This window comes from Streptomyces sp. NPDC024687, from assembly GCF_055559055.1.
This window is the reverse complement of record NZ_JBVHLJ010000009.1, coordinates 25,467-40,324: the sequence shown is the minus strand read 5'-3', so window position 1 is coordinate 40,324 and position 14,858 is coordinate 25,467. Positions and strand designations below refer to the sequence as shown.

At 70.0% G+C, this 14,858-nt stretch carries 13 protein-coding genes; 7 read left to right on the top strand and 6 right to left on the bottom strand.

What is annotated here, in order from left to right:
* The first annotated feature begins 68 nt into the window (after positions 1-68).
* On the top strand, positions 69-1,694 hold the full coding sequence (gene groL, locus ACZ39I_RS30925; RefSeq protein WP_352389187.1) for a chaperonin GroEL: 1,626 nt from the start codon (positions 69-71) through the stop codon (positions 1,692-1,694).
* Between the two features lie 87 nt (positions 1,695-1,781).
* Here groL and ACZ39I_RS30920 read toward each other — a convergent pair whose 3' ends face one another.
* The 3 genes from ACZ39I_RS30920 to ACZ39I_RS30910 all read right to left on the bottom strand — a co-directional run bounded on the left by ACZ39I_RS30920 (position 1,782) and on the right by ACZ39I_RS30910 (position 4,027).
* Entirely contained in the window at positions 1,782-2,471 is a 690-nt protein-coding gene (locus tag ACZ39I_RS30920; protein WP_467248144.1) for an ester cyclase, read from the bottom strand.
* Between the two features lie 63 nt (positions 2,472-2,534).
* Positions 2,535-3,308, bottom strand: coding sequence for an SDR family NAD(P)-dependent oxidoreductase (locus ACZ39I_RS30915; protein WP_467248142.1), 774 nt, complete (start codon positions 3,306-3,308; stop codon positions 2,535-2,537).
* 50 nt (positions 3,309-3,358) lie between these two features.
* Positions 3,359-4,027: an MOSC domain-containing protein gene (locus ACZ39I_RS30910; RefSeq protein WP_467248140.1), complete on the bottom strand. Its 669-nt coding sequence runs from the start codon at positions 4,025-4,027 to the stop codon at positions 3,359-3,361.
* A gap of 80 nt (positions 4,028-4,107) precedes the next feature.
* Between ACZ39I_RS30910 and ACZ39I_RS30905 the strand changes: the two genes are divergently transcribed.
* Positions 4,108-5,004, top strand: coding sequence for a LysR family transcriptional regulator (locus ACZ39I_RS30905; protein WP_467248139.1), 897 nt, complete (start codon positions 4,108-4,110; stop codon positions 5,002-5,004).
* A 78-nt stretch (positions 5,005-5,082) separates the two neighbouring features.
* Here ACZ39I_RS30905 and ACZ39I_RS30900 read toward each other — a convergent pair whose 3' ends face one another.
* Positions 5,083-5,409, bottom strand: a complete 327-nt coding sequence (locus ACZ39I_RS30900) for a WhiB family transcriptional regulator (RefSeq protein ID WP_007384136.1) — start codon at positions 5,407-5,409, stop codon at positions 5,083-5,085.
* Between the two features lie 381 nt (positions 5,410-5,790).
* Here ACZ39I_RS30900 and ACZ39I_RS30895 point away from each other — a divergent pair, with 381 nt between their 5' ends.
* The 4 genes from ACZ39I_RS30895 (at position 5,791) to ACZ39I_RS30880 (ending at position 10,179) form a co-directional block, all read left to right on the top strand.
* The gene (locus ACZ39I_RS30895; protein WP_003948568.1) at positions 5,791-6,402 is read left to right on the top strand and encodes a response regulator transcription factor; all 612 of its coding nucleotides are present in this window, start codon (positions 5,791-5,793) and stop codon (positions 6,400-6,402) included.
* 286 nt (positions 6,403-6,688) lie between these two features.
* On the top strand, positions 6,689-7,276 hold the full coding sequence (locus ACZ39I_RS30890) for a sigma-70 family RNA polymerase sigma factor (protein ID WP_007384137.1): 588 nt from the start codon (positions 6,689-6,691) through the stop codon (positions 7,274-7,276).
* Positions 7,277-7,434: 158 nt separating this feature from the next.
* Entirely contained in the window at positions 7,435-8,937 is a 1,503-nt protein-coding gene (gene guaB / locus ACZ39I_RS30885; protein ID WP_467248135.1) for an IMP dehydrogenase, read from the top strand.
* A gap of 117 nt (positions 8,938-9,054) precedes the next feature.
* A complete protein-coding gene (locus tag ACZ39I_RS30880; RefSeq protein WP_393600370.1) occupies positions 9,055-10,179 on the top strand; it encodes a GuaB3 family IMP dehydrogenase-related protein in 1,125 nt (374 codons plus the stop codon).
* Positions 10,180-10,864: 685 nt separating this feature from the next.
* Here ACZ39I_RS30880 and ACZ39I_RS30875 read toward each other — a convergent pair.
* The gene (locus tag ACZ39I_RS30875) at positions 10,865-11,437 is read right to left on the bottom strand and encodes a hypothetical protein (RefSeq protein WP_467248132.1); all 573 of its coding nucleotides are present in this window, start codon (positions 11,435-11,437) and stop codon (positions 10,865-10,867) included.
* 123 nt (positions 11,438-11,560) lie between these two features.
* Positions 11,561-12,766, bottom strand: a complete 1,206-nt coding sequence (locus ACZ39I_RS30870; protein ID WP_467248130.1) for a nucleotide sugar dehydrogenase — start codon at positions 12,764-12,766, stop codon at positions 11,561-11,563.
* A gap of 311 nt (positions 12,767-13,077) precedes the next feature.
* Here ACZ39I_RS30870 and ACZ39I_RS30865 point away from each other — a divergent pair, with 311 nt between their 5' ends.
* Complete coding sequence (locus tag ACZ39I_RS30865; RefSeq protein ID WP_467248128.1) at positions 13,078-14,784, top strand: glycerol-3-phosphate dehydrogenase/oxidase; 1,707 nt, start codon at positions 13,078-13,080, stop codon at positions 14,782-14,784.
* Positions 14,785-14,858: the final 74 nt, after the last annotated feature.

Here is a 14,858-nt window from a genome sequence, read left to right as displayed (position 1 = left end):
ACTGACAAGCCGGGCGCCCGGGGCGCAGTCTCTTTTTCCCCTAGATTTCCGAGAGGGCTCACGCTCCCATGGCGAAGATCCTGAAGTTCGACGAGGACGCCCGTCGCGCCCTCGAGCGCGGCGTCAACAAGCTTGCCGACACGGTCAAGGTGACGATCGGCCCCAAGGGCCGCAACGTCGTCATCGACAAGAAGTTCGGCGCTCCCACCATCACCAACGACGGTGTCACGATCGCCCGTGAGGTCGAGCTCGACGACCCGTACGAGAACCTCGGCGCGCAGCTGGTGAAGGAGGTGGCGACCAAGACCAACGACATCGCGGGTGACGGTACGACCACCGCCACCGTGCTCGCCCAGGCGCTGGTCCGCGAGGGCCTGAAGAACGTCGCCGCGGGTGCCTCCCCGGCCGCCCTGAAGAAGGGCATCGACGCCGCGGTGAAGGCCGTGTCCGAGGAGCTCCTCGCGACCGCCCGCCCGATCGACGAGAAGTCCGACATCGCCGCCGTAGCCGGTCTGTCCGCCCAGGACAGCCAGGTCGGCGAGCTCATCGCCGAGGCGATGGACAAGGTCGGCAAGGACGGCGTCATCACCGTCGAGGAGTCCAACACCTTCGGTCTGGAGCTGGACTTCACCGAGGGCATGGCCTTCGACAAGGGCTACCTGTCGCCGTACATGGTCTCCGACCAGGAGCGTATGGAGGCCGTCCTCGACGACCCGTACATCCTGATCAACCAGGGCAAGATCTCCTCGATCCAGGACCTGCTCCCGCTGCTCGAGAAGGTCATCCAGTCGGGTGCCTCCAAGCCGCTGCTGATCATCGCCGAGGACGTCGAGGGCGAGGCCCTGTCGACCCTGGTCGTCAACAAGATCCGCGGCACCTTCAACGCGGTCGCCGTCAAGGCCCCCGGCTTCGGTGACCGCCGCAAGGCGATGCTCCAGGACCTGGCGGTCCTCACCGGTGCCACGGTCATCTCCGAGGAGGTCGGTCTCAAGCTCGACCAGGTCGGCCTGGACGTGCTCGGCACCGCCCGCCGCGTCACCGTCACCAAGGACGACACCACGGTCGTCGACGGTGCCGGCGACTCCTCCGAGGTCACGGGCCGCGTCGCCCAGATCAAGGCCGAGATCGAGAACACCGACTCCGACTGGGACCGCGAGAAGCTCCAGGAGCGCCTCGCGAAGCTGGCCGGCGGCGTGTGCGTGATCAAGGTCGGCGCCGCCACCGAGGTGGAGCTGAAGGAGAAGAAGCACCGCCTGGAGGACGCCATCTCCGCGACCCGCGCCGCGGTCGAGGAGGGCATCGTCTCCGGTGGTGGCTCCGCTCTGGTCCACGCCGCCAAGGTGCTCGAAGGCGGTCTGGGCAAGACCGGCGACGAGGCCACCGGTGTCGCCGTCGTCCGCAAGGCCGTCGTCGAGCCGCTGCGCTGGATCGCCGAGAACGCCGGCCTCGAGGGCTACGTCATCACCGCCAAGGTCGCCGAGCTCGACAAGGGCCAGGGCTTCAACGCCGCGACCGGCGAGTACGGCGACCTGGTCAAGGCCGGCGTCATCGACCCGGTCAAGGTCACCCGCTCCGCCCTGGAGAACGCCGCCTCCATCGCCTCCCTCCTCCTGACGACCGAGACCCTGGTCGTCGAGAAGAAGGAAGAGGAGGAGCCGGCCGCCGGTGGTCACAGCCACGGCCACTCCCACTGAGCCTCATCGCTCGCAAAGGGCCCCGTTCCGCACACGAGTGCCGGACCGGGGCCCTTCCCCTTCGCGGGTCACTTCCCCCTTCGCGGGTCACTCCCCGAGCACTCCCAGCTGTTCCAGCAGCCCGGCCCGGTCGTACTGCCACCAGCCCTCGCAGATCATCCCGTCCCGGAACCGGTGCCAGGTGGTGCCGGTCATGGTGACGTTCTGGCCGGTGGCCGGAATGCCGAGGAAATCGCCCTTGTGCCGGCCGGCCAGGGTCCAGCGGGTGCACACCTGGTCGCCCTGGGCGATCTGGTCGTCGACCCGGAAGGCGAGATCGAAGGCCTGGCTCCACTCGGCGTACACCTGGCGCGAACCCTCCAGGTCCACGTCGTCGGGGTTGCCCGGGACATGCTCCAGGTAGTCGTCGGAGAACCCTTCGAACACGAGGTCCGTCTCGGACCGCCCGGCCCGCTCGAAGAACTGCCGTGAGGTCGCCGGGTCGAGCTGCTCGTCCCGCACCACGTCCAGATCCGTGAAGGTGGGCGTCTCCTCGCACAGGGCGACCATGTCCTCGAAGATCCGCCCCGTCTCCGGCAGTCCGGAGTTCCGCATCGCCTCCTCGTACGACGGGAACTCCACGATCTCGACGAAGTGCGACGCGTCGGAGCGGTCCTTGCCGACCACCGCGTGCGTCGCGGTCCGCTTCCCCTTGGTCTGCTCGACCCAGGTGTCCATCAGCCGGTCCATCTCGTCGAAACGGCTGGTCCTGCAGTCGATGAGCTGTACGAACGTCATACGCGATCGCCTCCGGCCCCCCTGGGTCCGGCATTACGGCACCATTGTCCGCCTTTTCGGGCCCTACTGCGGCCCGTACTTGCGCCCAGTCCTCGACGTGATCCCGCCCAGCAGCCCCCGCGGCGCCACCTTCACCAGCCCCATGAGCGCCTTGTACCGCGGATCCGGGATCGACAGGGTCTTGCCGCGGGACAGGTCACCGAGGGCCGCGGCGACCAGTTTGTCCGCGTCGAGCCACATCCAGCCGGGGATGTTGTCTGTGCCCATCCCGGCCCGCTGGTGGAACTCGGTCCGCACGAACCCCGGGCACAGGGCCATCAGCCGGACCCCGCTCCCGGCCAGATCCTTCGCCGCGCCCTGCGTGAACTGCACGACCCACGCCTTCGAGGCGCCGTACGTCCCGCGGGGCACGAACGCGGCCACCGACGCGACGTTCACGACACCCCCGCGCCCGCGCTCCCGCATCCCCTCCGTCGCCGCCGACGTCAGTCGCAGCACCGCCTCGCAGTGCACCTTGAGCATCTTCAGCTCGTCGGCCATGGAGACGTCGAGATAGCGGCCCTTGTTGCCGAAGCCGGCGTTGTTGACGAGGAGGTCGACGGGGGACCTGCGGTCGGCGAGGCGGGCGGCGACCGCCTCGATGCCGGGGTCGGTGGCGAGGTCGGCGGTGAGGACCTCGGCCTCGATGCCGTGCCGGTCGTGGAGTTCGGTCGCCTGCTCCCGGAGCCGCTTGGTGTCGCGGGCCACCAGCACCAGGTTGTGCCCGTCAGCCGCGAGCCGTCGTGCGAACGCGGCACCGATGCCCGCGGTCGATCCCGTAATCAATGCCGTTGTCATGGCGCAAGGTTAATGACCGGGGCCGACAGCGTCCGCTTGCCGAGGGCCCGTCAGGCCCCGTACTTCTCCACATACTCCAGCGCCCACTGCCGCACCTCCGGATGGAGCGCCTCGCCCGCCGCCAACAGCCGTGGCTGGAGCGGCCGTTCGGTGGTCATCGCCCGGAACGCCAGGGCGACCGTCACGTCGTGGTCCGGCCGGTGCACGATCTCGACCGGGTCCCCGGTACGGATCTCGCCCGGCTGGATCACCCGCAGGTACGCGCCCGGCGCGCCCTTCTGCGTGAACCGCTTCACCCACCGCTCCTCCGCCATGTGGCCCTGGAAGGTGCCGCACGGTATCCGCGCGCTGGTGACCTCCAGCACCACCTCGCGCCCGATGCGCCAGCGTTCCCCGATCCGCGCGCCGGAGACGTCGATGCCCTCGGTCGTGAGGTTCTCGCCGAACGCGCCGTTGGCCAGGGTGCGCCCCAGTTCGCCCTCCCACACGTCCAGGTCCTCGCGCGCCATCGCGTACACGGCCTGGTCGTCGCCGCCGTGGTGCTGCTTCTTGCACACCGCGTCCCCGGCGAGCGCGCTGCCGCCGATGCCCTTCGGTCCGGGCGCGGTCACCCGCACCGGTCCGTCGACCGACCGCTTGTCGATACCGGTGACACCCTCCGGGTTGTCCGTGTACGGAACGGCCTGCGCGCGGCCCACATTCACCGACAGAAGCTTCATGCCCGCCACGGTAGGGGCCCGGACTCAAAGGTGCCATGCATTATTCGGCGCCACATCAAAGCGCGGCTTATCCTCGTAGGGTGATCGAGGCCCGTCATCTCCGTGTCCTGCGCGCCGTCGCCGCCACCGGCTCCTTCTCCGCGGCGGGGCGCGAACTGGGCTGCACCCAGCCCGCCGTCAGCCAGCAGATGAAGGCCCTGGAGACGTCCGTGGGCACGCCGTTGCTCATCCGCACCGGACGCGAGATGCGACTGACCCAGGCGGGGCAGGCCCTGGTGCGGCACGCCGCCGGCATCCTGGCGGGCCTCACCGCGGCCGAGGAGGAGGTCGCCGCCATCGCCGGGCTGCGGGCCGGGCGCGTCCGGCTCGTCTCCTTCCCCAGCGGCAGCTCCACCCTCGTCCCCACCGCCCTCGCCGCCCTGCGCGCCGCCCACCCCGGCACCCGGGTCTCCCTGGAGGAGGCCGAACCCCCGCAGTCCGTCGCCCTGCTGAGGGAGGGCGACTGCGACATCGCGCTCGCCTTCCGGTACGAGGGGGCCGCGGGCGGCGACGAGTGGGACGACCTCGTCGTACGGCCCCTGTTGACCGACCGGCTCGTCGCCCTGGTACCGGAGCGGCACCGGCTCGCGCGCGCGGAGTCCGTGGCCATCGGGGAGCTCGCCGGGGAGTCGTGGATCGCCGGATGCCCGCGCTGCCGGGGCCAGTTGGTCGAGGTGTGCGAAAGCGCCGGCTTCACGCCCCGCATCGACTTCGCGACCGACGACTACCCGGCGGTCGTCGGCCTGGTGGGCGCGGGTCTCGGCGTCGCCGTCCTGCCCCAGCTCGCCGTCGAGTCCGTACGGCCCCGGGGTGCGCGCACGGTGACGCTGGAACCGGCGGTCCGGCGGGAGATCGTCGCGCTCACGCTGCCCGATCTGGCACAGGTGCCGGCGGTGGCGGCGACCCTGGAGCAGCTGGCGCACGCGGCCGACCGATAGGCACAGGCGGCGCCCCACCGCCCCGCCGAACAGAAGGAAGGGCACGCGCGTGCGTGCCCTCTATGGAGAAACGTTCCTTCAATTGTTCGATGCGCCGCTCCCGACGGATGAAGCCGACACCAGCCGGTGCCGCGCCCGCCCCATGAGCTCCTCGCGCTCGTCCTCGGTCAGTCCGCCCCACACGCCGTACGGCTCTCTCACCGCCAACGCGTGCGCCGCACACTGTGCGCGCACCGGGCATCTCATGCAGACCTCCTTGGCCGAGTTCTCGCGAGCGCTCCGGGCCGCACCGCGCTCGCCCTCCGGATGGAAGAAGAGCGAGCTGTCCACTCCGCGACAGGCGGCCAGGAGCTGCCAGTCCCACAGGTCCGCGTTCGGTCCGGGAAGGCGGGAGAAATCTGCCATTGCGTGACCCCTTGTAGCCGTTCTGGGCGGATACGGTGTCTACGACCGTACATCTACGATCTAAGGAGATGAAAATATGACTCATTGCGAATCTAGCCTCAGACACCAAGAAATGGGAAGAAAAGGGTCTGAATGGGGCATGGGTTGTGATGAAACGTTGTGGGTCCGTCGTGCATGTCTGCACCGTGTCCGACCCCTCACGTAGAGTGCCGAAGACAGTGCGCAGCCCCGTAACTCTTTCGGGTGACCGTCGTTGAGAGTGCGGAGGCGGTTGAAACAAGAAGTGCTCGGGCAGGCGTCCGAGACGGTCGACCGCACAGGTGACGATTTCGTACCAGCCTGGAGGCTCAAGGTGACGTGCATCAGCTGCGGAGGACGGCCATGACATCCGTCCTCGTCTGCGACGACTCCCCGCTTGCCCGAGAGGCGCTCCGCCGCGCGGTCGCGACCGTGCCCGGCGTCGAGCGCGTGACGACCGCGGCCAACGGCGAGGAAGTCCTCCGCCGCTGGGGCGCGGACCGTTCGGACCTGATTCTGATGGACGTACGCATGCCCGGTCTGGGCGGCGTCGAGACCGTACGGCGGCTGCTGTCCGCGGACCCCGGTGCGCGCATCATCATGCTCACGGTCGCGGAGGACCTCGACGGGGTCGCTCTCGCGGTCGCCGCCGGTGCGCGGGGCTACCTCCACAAGGACGCCTCACGCGCGGAGTTGCGCGCCACGGTGACGCAGGCGCTCGCCGACCCGACCTGGCGGCTCGCCCCGCGCCGGCTGCGGTCGGCGGAGATGGGCGCGGCGCCCACGCTCACCGCGCGTGAGATCCAGGTCCTCGAAGGCATGAGCCACGGTCGGTCCAACGCGGAGATCGGGCGGGAGCTGTTCCTGTCCGAGGACACCGTCAAGACCCACGCGCGGCGGCTGTTCAAGAAGCTCGGTGCCTCGGACCGGGCGCACGCCGTGGCGCTCGGGTTCCGGTGGGGCCTGGTTCGCTGAGCACCTCGCCGTAGTGAAGCTGCGGGTCGCCACCGGCTGGTCCTGCAGCTCTCCGCGCCCCTGGAGGGGCGCGGTCGCGGGGTCGGCCGGGCAGTCACATCGGCGCCCGCTGCTTGTTTCGGCGCGGATGCCGCATCCTTGAGATGTGGAGTCTCTCGGGGACGATTCGGTCGAGCGGAAGGGGAGGGCGCAGGGTATGGCTTCCGGCGCACCTGCTCATAACGCTTCGGTGCACAACAACCAGCGCGATGCCGCGGATCCAACGACGCCAAGGCACCATGGACCGATGCGTGACGACGAGGCGGCTCATCCCCATGGGGCGATCGGTGCGCTCGTCCACAGTGCCGTGGAAGGGGACGAGCAGGCCACGCACGACCTGCTCGCCCATGTCCACCCCCTGGCCCTGCGCTACTGCCGCACCCGGCTGTCCCGTCTCCCGGGTGATGCCCGGCACTTCGTGGAGGACCTCGCGCAGGAGGTCTGCGTAGCCGTTCTCCTCGCCCTGCCGCGCTACCGCGACACCGGGCGCCCCTTCGAGGCGTTCGTCTTCGCCATCGCCGCGCACAAGGTCGCCGACCTGCAGCGCGCGGCCATGCGCCACCCCGGTTCGACGGCGGTGCCGTCCGACGAGATGCCGGAGCGGCCCGACGACTCGCTCGGCCCCGAGGAGCGCGCGCTGCTCAGCAGTGACGCCGAATGGGCCAAGAAACTGCTGGCCAACCTCCCCGAGAACCAGCGCGAGCTGCTGCTGCTGCGCATCGCCGTGGGGTTGACGGCGGAGGAGACGGGTCAGATGTTGGGAATGTCACCCGGTGCGGTCCGTGTGGCGCAGCACCGGGCGCTGAGCAGACTGCGGGCGCTGGCCGAGCAGTAGGGCGCGCTCCTGAACAGGCGGCACGCCCGTCCCGTACGAACATACAAAGCCCGGAGCGGGTCCGAAACCGTGGATCCGCGAAATCCGTGGAATGTGACATCCCTGCTTCCCGTTAGCATGGACATCCGCACCGATCAAGGCCATTTGGGGAAGGTGTCATGACTGCAAACGTCGACGGAGTGCCCGGTAAATTCGCGACGCTCGGGCTGACCTACGACGACGTGCTGCTGCTGCCGGGAGCGTCCGAGGTGCTCCCCAACGCGGTCGACACCTCGTCCCGCATCTCCCGCAACGTCCGGGTCAACATCCCGCTGCTCTCGGCCGCCATGGACAAGGTGACCGAGTCCCGCATGGCCATCGCGATGGCCCGCCTCGGCGGCGTCGGCGTGCTGCACCGCAACCTCTCCGTCGAGGACCAGGTCAACCAGGTCGACCTGGTGAAGCGGTCCGAGTCCGGCATGGTCACCGACCCGATCACCGTGCACCCGGAGGCGACCCTCGCCGAGGCCGACGCCCTGTGCGCCAAGTTCCGCATCAGCGGTGTCCCCGTCACCGACCCGGCCGGCAGGCTCCTCGGCATCGTCACCAACCGCGACATGGCCTTCGAGTCGGACCGCAGCCGCCAGGTGCGCGAGGTCATGACGCCGATGCCGCTGGTCACCGGCCAGGTCGGCATCTCCGGCAGCGAGGCCATGGAGCTGCTGCGCCGCCACAAGATCGAGAAGCTTCCCCTGGTCGACGAGGCGGGCGTCCTCAAGGGCCTGATCACCGTCAAGGACTTCGTCAAGGCGGAGAAGTACCCCCACTCCGCCAAGGACGCCGAGGGCCGGCTCCTCGTCGGTGCCGCCGTCGGTGCCAGCCCCGAGGCCCTGGAGCGGGCCCAGGCGCTCGCCGAGGCCGGTGTGGACTTCCTGGTCGTCGACACCTCGCACGGCCACAACAGCAACGCCCTCAGCTGGATGTCGAAGATCAAGTCCAGTGTCGGCGTCGACGTGATCGGCGGCAATGTCGCCACCCGTGACGGCGCCCAGGCGCTGATCGACGCCGGTGTCGACGGCATCAAGGTCGGTGTCGGACCGGGCTCCATCTGCACCACCCGCGTGGTCGCCGGCATCGGCGTCCCGCAGGTCACCGCCATCTACGAGGCATCCCTCGCCGCCCGTCCCGCGGGCATCCCGCTGATCGGCGACGGCGGCCTGCAGTACTCCGGCGACATCGGCAAGGCGCTCGCCGCCGGCGCCGACACCGTGATGCTGGGCTCGCTGCTCGCGGGCTGCGAGGAATCGCCCGGCGAGCTGCAGTTCATCAACGGCAAGCAGTTCAAGTCGTACCGCGGCATGGGTTCGCTCGGCGCCATGCAGTCCCGGGGCCAGGGCAAGTCGTACTCCAAGGACCGCTACTTCCAGGCCGAGGTCTCCGCCGACGACAAGCTCGTGCCCGAGGGCATCGAGGGCCAGGTGCCCTACCGCGGCCCGCTGTCCAGCGTCCTGCACCAGCTCGTCGGCGGCCTGCGCCAGACCATGGGCTACGTGGGCGCGGCCACCATCGACGAGATGGAGTCCAAGGGCCGCTTCGTACGGATCACCTCGGCGGGCCTGAAGGAGTCGCACCCGCACGACATCCAGATGACGGTCGAGGCACCGAACTACAGCCGTAAGTGAGCCTTCGCTGAAGTCCACGCGCGCGTGAGGGCGGTCCCGGAGCACCGGGGCCGCCCTTGTCGTACCCGTCGGGGATACTGGGAGGCGCTGCAACGCATCAGGGAAAGGCCACACATCGTGACTGAGATCGAGATCGGGCGCGGCAAGCGCGGCCGCCGGGCGTACGCCTTCGACGACATCGCCGTCGTCCCCAGCCGTCGTACGCGCGACCCGAAGGAGGTCTCGATCGCCTGGCAGATCGACGCCTACCGCTTCGAGCTGCCGTTCCTGGCCGCCCCCATGGACTCGGTCGTCTCCCCGGCCACCGCGATCCGCATCGGTGAGCTCGGCGGCCTCGGCGTGCTGAACCTCGAGGGCCTGTGGACTCGGTACGAGGACCCGCAGCCGCTGCTCGACGAGATCGCCGAGCTGGACGTGGACGCCGCGACCCGGCGCCTCCAGGAGATCTACGCCGCTCCCATCAAGGAGGAGCTGATCGGGCAGCGCATCAAGGAGGTGCGCGACGCTGGCGTGATCACGGCGGCCGCGCTCTCCCCGCAGCGCACCGCACAGTTCTCCAAGGCCGTCGTGGACGCGGGCGTGGACATCTTCGTGATCCGCGGTACGACCGTCTCGGCGGAGCACGTCTCCGGTTCGCACGAGCCGCTGAACCTGAAGCAGTTCATCTACGAGCTCGACGTCCCGGTGATCGTCGGCGGCTGCGCCACGTACACCGCCGCCCTGCACCTGATGCGCACCGGCGCGGCGGGCGTGCTGGTCGGCTTCGGCGGCGGCGCCGCGCACACCACGCGGAACGTGCTGGGCATCCAGGTGCCCATGGCGACGGCGGTCGCGGACGTGGCAGCCGCCCGCCGGGACTACATGGACGAGTCCGGCGGCCGGTATGTGCACGTCATCGCCGACGGTGGCGTGGGCTGGTCCGGCGACCTCCCCAAGGCGATCGCCTGCGGCGCGGACGCCGTGATGATGGGCTCCCCGCTCGCCCGTGCCACGGACGCGCCGGGCCGCGGCCACCACTGGGGCATGGAGGCCGTCAACGAGGAGCTGCCGCGCGGCAAGAAGGTCGACCTCGGCACGGTCGGCACCATCGAGGAGGTCCTGGCGGGCCCGTCGCACATCCCGGACGGCTCGATGAACTTCTTCGGAGCGCTGCGGCGGGCGATGGCCACGACCGGGTACAGCGAGCTGAAGGAGTTCCAGCGGGTCGAGGTCACGGTCGCGGACTCGCAGCACAAGCGGTAGGGCTTACGACGGGAGGGGCCGGTCGCCTGGTGGGTGACCGGCCCTTTTGCGTACCCAAAAGGGCTGGTGGGGGCGCGTTTTGCAGATGAGGGGCGTGCGGTTGGGTTCGGGGCGAATATGGGCTGAATGGGCGTAGCGGGGCAGGAGTGTCCTTGATCGGCGACCCGCTCTCAGGGGCGCCCCCTTCCAGGAGCACGTCTCCGGACCCGGTGGCCCGGGGCCCGGCCCGGAGCTCCAATGGACCGCCCAACCGGGTTGACGGGCGGCGTCATGGAAGGGGGCGTGCCCATGGGCCGTCACCGCAAGCCCACTCGTCGGGACAGGATCCGTCTTCGGATGGTGCAATGCCGGAGGAGGTGGGTTTTGCGGATTTTCGGCTGGTGAGCGGCCGCCCCCATAAGGGCTAGGGGCGGACACCCGTAAACCAGTCAGGGGCCCACTGCAGCACCCACTGCGGTGGGCTCCACCTTGTTGGTGGGCTGGTGAGCGGCTGCCCCCATAAGAGGTAGGGGCGGACACTCCGTGAACCATCCAGGAGCCTGCCGCAGCACCCACTGCGGAAGACCCCACCTGTCTCCGTAAGGTACCCGCGCCGCGCCCCGCATGCCACCGGCTCCGGAGCCGGGTCCACCCGTGCGCCCCCTTCACAACCGATGCGCCGCCCCTTCGCCGGGCACTGGCAGCGTCAGAGCGCCGCCTTCTTGGCGCCGGTGAAGGCGACGTACGCGGCGATCGCGAAGAACAGGAACGTCAGCGGGTCGGCGTCCGCCTTCCACGCCTCATGGAGGACGTCGAAGTGCTGGAAGAAGAGTTCGCTGAAGCTCAGCGGGGTCTCCTTGGCGCCGATCACGGCCTCGCCCACGAGCTGGCCGATGTAGACGGAGCCCAGCGACAGGACCGCGCTCGCGACCGGCAGCACGGGGTTGCGGCCACCGAGACGCCCTGCGGCGAGGCCGACCAGAAAACCGACGCCGACCGCCGCCCAGCCGATCTCGTGCTTGGTCAGGCCGATGATCGCACCGTAGACACCGCCGGCGACCACGGCGGCGACGAAGGCGGCCACCAGACCGAGGCCGAGGTTGTTGCGCACCGGAGCGGGGGCGGGGACGGCCCCGTACGGGACCCCCGGTGCCGGAGGCGCGGGTACGGCGCCCGGCTGCTGGGCGTACGGGTTGCCGTCGACCGGCTGGGGCTGGGGCTGGGGCTGGGCCTGCGGCTCGACAGGCGGCTGGGCAGGCGGTGGAGCTGACTGGCTCATGACAGAAATCCCCCCACGGGATGGAACGAGCGGAATGGTGAAGCAGAGATGCGTGCGCACGACTGTGCGACAAGTGAGGGGAGATTAACAGGTGGGTCCGACAGAGCCACCTGCGTTTTGACGTCAGAGGCGGTGCGCCGCCCCCGTAGGCGTGGCCCCCCGTGTGTCCAGCAGCAGCTGGGCCTTCACCGACAGGCCTTGCAGGTCGTAGGTCCGGTGCTGCTGGAGCAGGATCGTGAGGTCCGCGTCGGCCGCCGCCTCGTAGAGGGAGTCCGCGCGTGGGACCGGGCGGTCCAGGACGCTCCAGGACGGGATGTGGGGGTCGTGGTAGCTCACGGCCGCGCCCAGTTCCATCAGGCGTACGGCGACCTCCTGGGCGGGGGTGCCCTGCTGGTCGGCGAGGTCGGGCTTGTAGGTGACGCCGAGGAGGAGGACACGGGCCCCGCGCGCGGACTTGCCGTGCTCGTTGAGGAGGGCCGCGGCGCGCTGGACGACGTAACGGGGCATCTGGTCGTTGACCTGACGGGCGAGTTCCACCATGCGCAGGGAGCGGCCGGCGCTGGTGAGGTCGCGGGGGATCGCGTGGCCGCCGACGCCGGGGCCGGGGCGGAAGGCCTGGAAGCCGAAGGGCTTCGTCTCCGCGCAGCGGATGACGTCCCACAGGTCGACGCCGAGGTCGTGGCAGAGGACGGCCATCTCGTTGACCAGGGCGATGTTGACGTGCCGGTAGTTGGTCTCCAGGAGCTGGACCGTCTCCGCCTCGCGCGGGCCACGCGCGCGTACCACCTTGTCGGTGAGGCGCGAGTAGAAGGCGGCGGCCGACTCCGTGCACGCGGGCGTGAGGCCGCCGATCACCTTGGGGGTGGTGGCGGGTGTGAAGTCGCGGTTGCCGGGGTCGACCCGGGTGGGGGAGTAGGCGAGATGGAAGTCGCGGCCCGCGCGCAGGCCGGAGCCCGTTTCGAGGAGCGGGCGCAGGAACTCCTCGGTGGTGCCCGGCGGGACGGGGGACTCCAGGATGACGGTGGTGTGCGGGCGCAAGTGTGTGCTCAGTGTGCGGGCGGCCGCCTCCACCTGGCTCAGGTCCGGGCCGCCGTCCGGGCTCGGCGGGGTCGGGGCGCAGATGACCGCCGTACGCACCCGGCCGAGTTCGGCGGGGCCCGCTGCCGTCCGGAAGCCCCCCGAGAGCATCCGGCGCAGTTCGGCGGGGCTGAGGGAGCCGGCCTCGGGGCCGGTGCGGTAGCCGAGGGTGGAGATGCCGGCGGCGACAGCGGCCTGGGCCAGGGGCAGTCCGTAGGGACCGAGTCCGATCACGGCGAGATCTGCGGGCATGGCGGGGGCCGTCCTTCCCAGTAACCGAAGCGGGACAGGTGCGCAAGCCCTGTGGACTGGACGAGCGAGCGCAATGTCAGACTAGGAGTAAATATGACCGATATACGGGATTGATTCCGTGTGTCTTCCTGTGGGGTTGTGAGCGTTGGCCCACGCAGCGGTGAAAGTTATCCACAGGCTGAGAGTGACTGGTGGCTGAAGTCGGGCAAGCCGGTCAGGATTGGGCATGAGGGATACGGACCGGGCCACTCCTCAAGGACGATCCGGCCCGCGACGGTGACCGGCGCGATCTACAGCTGGAGGCAGCAGTGGTGAGGACAGCGACACTGGGGCCGGCGCAGCGCGCCGAGTCACTCGCGGCAATGGCCGAGCGTGAACTGGACATCCTGGTGGTGGGAGCCGGTGTGGTCGGTGCGGGAACCGCGCTCGACGCGGTGACCCGTGGCCTGTCCGTGGGCCTTGTCGAGGCGCGTGACTGGGCCTCCGGCACCTCCAGCCGCTCCAGCAAGCTGATCCACGGCGGTCTGCGCTATCTGGAGATGCTCGACTTCGCCCTCGTCCGCGAGGCGCTGAAGGAGCGCGGACTGCTGCTCGAGCGGCTCGCCCCGCATCTCGTGAAGCCCGTGGCCTTTCTGTATCCCTTGCAGCACAAGGGCTGGGAGCGCCTGTACGCCGGTTCGGGCGTCGCGCTCTACGACGCCATGTCGATGGCCCGTGGACACGGCCGGGGCCTGCCCACGCACCGGCACCTGAGCCACCGTCACGCCCTGCGCGTCGCGCCCGCCTTGAAGAAGGACGCCCTGGTCGGCGCGCTGCAGTACTACGACGCCCAGATGGACGACGCCCGCTTCGTGGCCACCCTCGTGCGCACGGCGACGGCCTACGGCGCCAAGACGGCCAACCGTGCGCGGGTGACCGGGTTCCTGCGCGAGGGCGAACGGGTGGTCGGGGCCCGGGTGCAGGACGTCGAGGCGGGCGGGGAGTACGAGATCCGCGCCAAGCAGGTGGTCAACGCGACCGGGGTGTGGACCGACGACACCCAGGCGATGGTCGGCGAGCGGGGACAGTTCCACGTCCGCGCCTCCAAGGGCATCCACCTCGTCGTGCCCAAGGACCGCATCCACTCCACGACCGGACTGATCCTGCGCACCGAGAAGTCCGTGCTGTTCGTCATTCCCTGGGGCCGGCACTGGATCATCGGCACCACCGACACCGACTGGGACCTCGACAAGGCCCACCCGGCCGCGTCCAGCGCGGACATCGACTACCTGCTGGAACACGTGAACTCGGTGCTCGCGGTACCGCTGACCCGTGACGACGTCCAAGGCGTGTACGCGGGCCTCAGGCCCCTGCTCGCCGGTGAGTCGGACGCCACCAGCAAGCTGTCGCGCGAGCACACCGTGGCGCATCCGGTGCCGGGACTCGTCGTCGTGGCGGGCGGCAAGTACACGACCTACCGGGTGATGGCCAAGGACGCCGTCGACGAGGCGGTGCACGGGCTCGACACCCGGGTCGCCGCATGCGTCACGGAGGACGTACCGCTGCTGGGCGCCGAGGGCTACCGGGCGCTGTGGAACGCGCGGGCGCGGATCGCGGCACGCACCGGGCTCCATGTCGTCCGGGTCGAGCATCTGCTGAATCGGTACGGCAGCCTTGCGGAGGAGGTCCTCGACCTCATCGCCTCGGACGTCACGCTGGGCGAGCCGATGCAGGCCGCCGACGACTATCTGCGTGCCGAGATCGTCTACGCCGCCTCGCACGAGGGCGCGCGGCATCTGGACGACGTGCTGACCCGGCGCACCCGTATCTCCATCGAGACCTTCGACCGGGGTGTGCGCTCCGCCCGCGAGGCCGCCGAGCTGATGGCGCCGGTGCTGGGCTGGGACAAGGACCAGATCGAGCGCGAGGTCGAGCACTACGAGAAGCGGGTGGAGGCGGAACGGGAGTCACAGCGGCAGCCGGACGACCTGACGGCGGACGCGGCGCGGTTGGGGGCGCCGGACATCGCGCCGTTGTAGTCCGCGTAGGCCGCGTAGTCCGCCGGAAGAGGCCTCTCCACTGGCCGCACCCGAACGAGTGTCGGGAGTCGGGA